This is a genomic window from Streptomyces sp. NRRL WC-3549 (assembly GCF_000721935.1).
Classification (GTDB): domain Bacteria; phylum Actinomycetota; class Actinomycetes; order Streptomycetales; family Streptomycetaceae; genus Streptomyces.
Genome location: NZ_KL585387.1, coordinates 2,907 through 6,461 on the forward strand (window position 1 = coordinate 2,907; position 3,555 = coordinate 6,461).

Annotated in this window: 4 protein-coding genes; 1 reads left to right on the forward strand and 3 read right to left on the reverse strand. The window is 74.2% G+C overall.

Annotated features, from left to right (window positions below; all coding sequences use genetic code 11):
* Positions 1 to 874 (forward strand): carbohydrate-binding protein (locus IH13_RS36780; RefSeq protein ID WP_031081410.1); only part of this gene is annotated, 874 nt, incomplete at its 5' end.
* Between the two features lie 66 nt (positions 875 to 940).
* On the opposite strand, the gene IH13_RS0105255 is transcribed toward IH13_RS36780, so the two are convergent.
* The 3 genes from IH13_RS0105255 to IH13_RS0105265 form a co-directional block, all read right to left on the reverse strand.
* A complete protein-coding gene (locus IH13_RS0105255) occupies positions 941 to 1,873 on the reverse strand; it encodes a 1-phosphofructokinase family hexose kinase (protein WP_031081411.1) in 933 nt (310 codons plus the stop codon).
* Positions 1,874 to 2,027: 154 nt separating this feature from the next.
* Positions 2,028 to 3,176, reverse strand: a complete 1,149-nt coding sequence (gene nagA / locus IH13_RS0105260) for an N-acetylglucosamine-6-phosphate deacetylase (protein WP_031081412.1) — start codon at positions 3,174 to 3,176, stop codon at positions 2,028 to 2,030.
* Positions 3,176 to 3,555: ROK family protein (locus IH13_RS0105265; protein WP_031081413.1), on the reverse strand; the 380-nt coding region annotated here is incomplete at its 5' end. The genes IH13_RS0105265 and nagA, both read right to left, overlap by 1 nt.

The following is a 3,555-nucleotide window of genomic DNA, read 5'->3' on the forward strand; positions in this document are numbered from 1 at the left end:
GCCGGGACAGGGCGGCTACGGCTACCCCGGCCCGGCCGCGCAGCAGCCCGGCGTGCCGAGAACCTCGTACAACCAGGTGCGGACCGTCGGCGAGCGCCAGTACGGGCAGGTACCGCCGCAGCAGGCGTACGGCCAGCAGCCCCCGCCGCAGTACGGCCGGCCGAACCCCCAGTACGCGGCTCCCGAGACCTACCCGGGCGGTGCGCCGACCGTGACGCAAGGCGGTGGCCGGGGTTCCGGTCCCGGCCGGGGCGGACCCAACACCAAAGCGCTGCTGATCGCGGCGGTGGCCGTGGTCGCGGTGGTGCTCATCGGCATCGGCGCCGCGCTGATGACCGGCGACGACTCCGACAAGAAGAAGGACGAGGCCGGCTCCTCGCAGGGCCCGGCCGGTGAGGTCGAGGAGTCGCCGGAGCCGACGAAGTCCGCCGACGAAAAGTCCCCGCCCGCCGTCGAGCTGCCCAAGCAGGACGCGGCGACGCTGTCGCTCGGCGGCTCGGCCGCCCTGGACAACTCCGTCAAGGGCGCCAAGGGCGCCAACGGCCAGTACATCAGCCTCAACGAGGTCGGCCGGTCGGCGACCTGGACGGTGGACGTGCCGGCGGACGGCCCGTACACCCTCTACGTGACGTACGGCGTGCCCGGCAAGGACGCCAAGACGTCCCTGACGGTCAACGACGAGGAGCCCCGCTCCATCAACATGAAGAACTACGCGCAGGCCGCGGAGGGCGACCTGGAGAAGGGCTGGACGAACACGTACGCGTACGTGCAGCTCAAGAAGGGGTCCAACACGCTCATGCTCTCGTGCCGCGAGGGCGACTCGTGCGACGCCAACCTCGACCAGCTGGAACTGAAGGCGGGCCACACCAAGTAGGCCGCCCAGGAACCGTCGCCGCGCCCCGGTCTCGCCCAGCGAGCCGGGGCGCGGCTCCGTCTCCGGTCAGGAGGCCGGGGTGTGCGGCTCGACCATGACGCGGGGCAGCAGCTCCTCGTAGGCCGGGCGGTCGAACTCCCCGGCGGTGGGGGCCAGTACGGTCGCGGTCGCGAGGGCCACCGCCCGGGCGAGCCGGCCGGGCCAGTCCAGGCCCTCCACGAGTCCGGACAGCAGCCCGGCCACCGCGGAGTCGCCCGCGCCCGTCGGGTTGCCGCGGACCGGGGCCGGGGGCGCGGCCCGCCAGATGCCGTCCGGGGTGACGGCGAGCAGCCCGTCGGCGCCCAGCGACGCGACGACGCCGTGCGCGCCGCGGCGGCGCGCGTCGCGGGTGGCGCGCAGCGGTTCCCGGGCGCCGGTGAGCTGGGCGAGTTCGTCGGCGTTCGGTTTGACGAGGTCCGGGCGGGCGGCGATGCCGCGGCGCAGGGGTTCGCCGCTGGTGTCCAGCAGGACCGGTACGCCCGCGGCGCGGGCGAGGCGGACCAGCTCCGCGTACGCGCCGACGTGGATGCCGGGCGGCAGGCTGCCGCAGAGGGCGACCGCGTCGGCCGTGCCGAGGAGCTCGCGGTAGGTCCGCAGGAAGGCGTCCCACTCGTCGGGGCCGATGTGCGGGCCCGGCTCGTTGAGCTGGGTGGTGTCACCGGTGGTGCGGTCGACGACGGCGACGGTGCGCCGGGTGCTGCCGGACACCTCGACGAGGGCGTCGGTGGGGCGGTCCGGGAGACCGGCGAGCAGTTCGCGCAGGACCGCTCCGGTGGCGCCCCCGGCGAAGCCGGTGACGACGGCCTCGTGGCCGAGCCCGCGGAGGACCCGGGCCACGTTGAGGCCCTTGCCGCCGGGGCGTTCGGTCATCTCGCCGACCCGGTGGCTGGTGTGCGGGACGAGGGCGGGGACGCCGTACGTCAGGTCGAGTGCGGTGTTCAGCGTGACGGTCAGTATCACCTGGACCGGCTCCCGGTTCGTCGTGGTCCGTCTCCCGCACGCCGTCTCCTCCGCCGCGTGCCGTCCCCCGGTGATCATGCCAAAGAGGTGGCGGCCGTCCCAGTCCCACGGGGCAACCGCCGTCTCTTCGTTACGTGTCCGACCGCCGCCGGGCTCAGGTGGGGTCGACGATCCACTCGCCGCGGCGCATGACGCCCCTGAGCCGGAAGTCCTCGTCGAGGACGACGAGGTCGGCGTCCTTGCCCGGTTCGAGCGAGCCGACCCGGTCGTCCAGGCCGAGCAGCCGCGCCGGGTTGGCGGAGATGGACCGGACGACGTCCTCGACGGGGATCCTGTCGATGGTCACGGCCCTGCGGAACGCGGTGTCCAGGGTCAGGGTCGAGCCGGCGATGGAGCCGCCCTCCACGAGCCGGGCGACACCGTCCTTGACCTCGACGTCGAGCGGGCCGAGGAGGTAGCGGCCGTCGGCGGCGCCGGCCGCGTCCATGGCGTCGGTGATCAGCGCGACCCGGGCGGCGCCCGCGTGGTGGTAGGCCAGTTCGAGGGCGGCCGGGTGCAGGTGCGTCCCGTCGTTGATCAGCTCGACGGTGACACGCTCGTCCTCCAGGAGGGCCCCGACGGGTCCGGGCGCGCGGTGGCCGAGGGCGGGCATCGCGTTGAAGAGGTGGGTGGCGACGGTGGCACCGGCGTCGATCGCCTCGACGGTCTGCTCGTACGTGGCGTCCGTGTGTCCGACGGCCGCGATCACCCCGTGCTCGGCCAGCAGCCGTACGGACTCGATGCCGCCCGGGAGTTCGGCGGCGAGGGTGACCATCTTCGCCGTACCGCGTGCCGCCTCGACCAGCTTGCGCACCTCGGCGGGATCGGGGTCGCGCAGCAGGGCCTCGCTGTGGGCGCCCTTGCGGCAGGGGGAGATGAAGGGGCCCTCGAAGTGGATCCCGGCCAGCTCGCCCTGCTCCACCAGCTCCGAGAGCAGACCGGCCTGGCGCGCCAGGAAGTCCATGTCGCCGGTGACGGTGGAGGCGACGACGGTGGTCGAGCCGTGCGCGCGGTGCGTCCGCACGCCGGTCAGGACGTCCTCGGCGGTGCCGGTGGCGAAGGAGGCGCCGCCGCCGCCGTGGTTGTGCATGTCCACGAAGCCCGGGACCACCCAGTGGCCCGACAGGTCGACGGTCCGGGCGCCGTCCGGCGCGCTGCCGGTGATCCGGGTGCCTTCGACGGTCACCCGGCCGTTCTCGACGGTTCCGGTGGGAAGCACCACCCGGGCGCCTGCGAGAACGGTGCTGTCTGCGCGTCCGGCCATCAGGCGGATACCTCCGTGGAGAGTAGATCCCAGGCGAGCAGCCCTGCGCCCAGGCATCCGGCGGTGTCCCCGAGGGCCGCCGGGACGATGTGGGGCAGCTTCTGGAACGTGACGCGTTCCTCGACGGCGGCCCGCAGTGGTGTGAACAAGGTTTCCCCCGCCTCGGCCAGACCGCCACCGATGATCAGCGTGCGCGGGTCCAGCAGGGTGAGGGCGGTGACGAGGCCCGCGGCGAGCGCGTCGACGGCGTTGTGCCAGACGCGCAGCGCGGCCGGGTCGCCCGAGGCCACGGCCTTGGCGCAGTCCGCCGCGTCGGCGTCCGGGTCGCCGGAGGCCTCGGCCCAGGCCCGGGAGACGGCGGAAGCGGACGCCAGCGTCT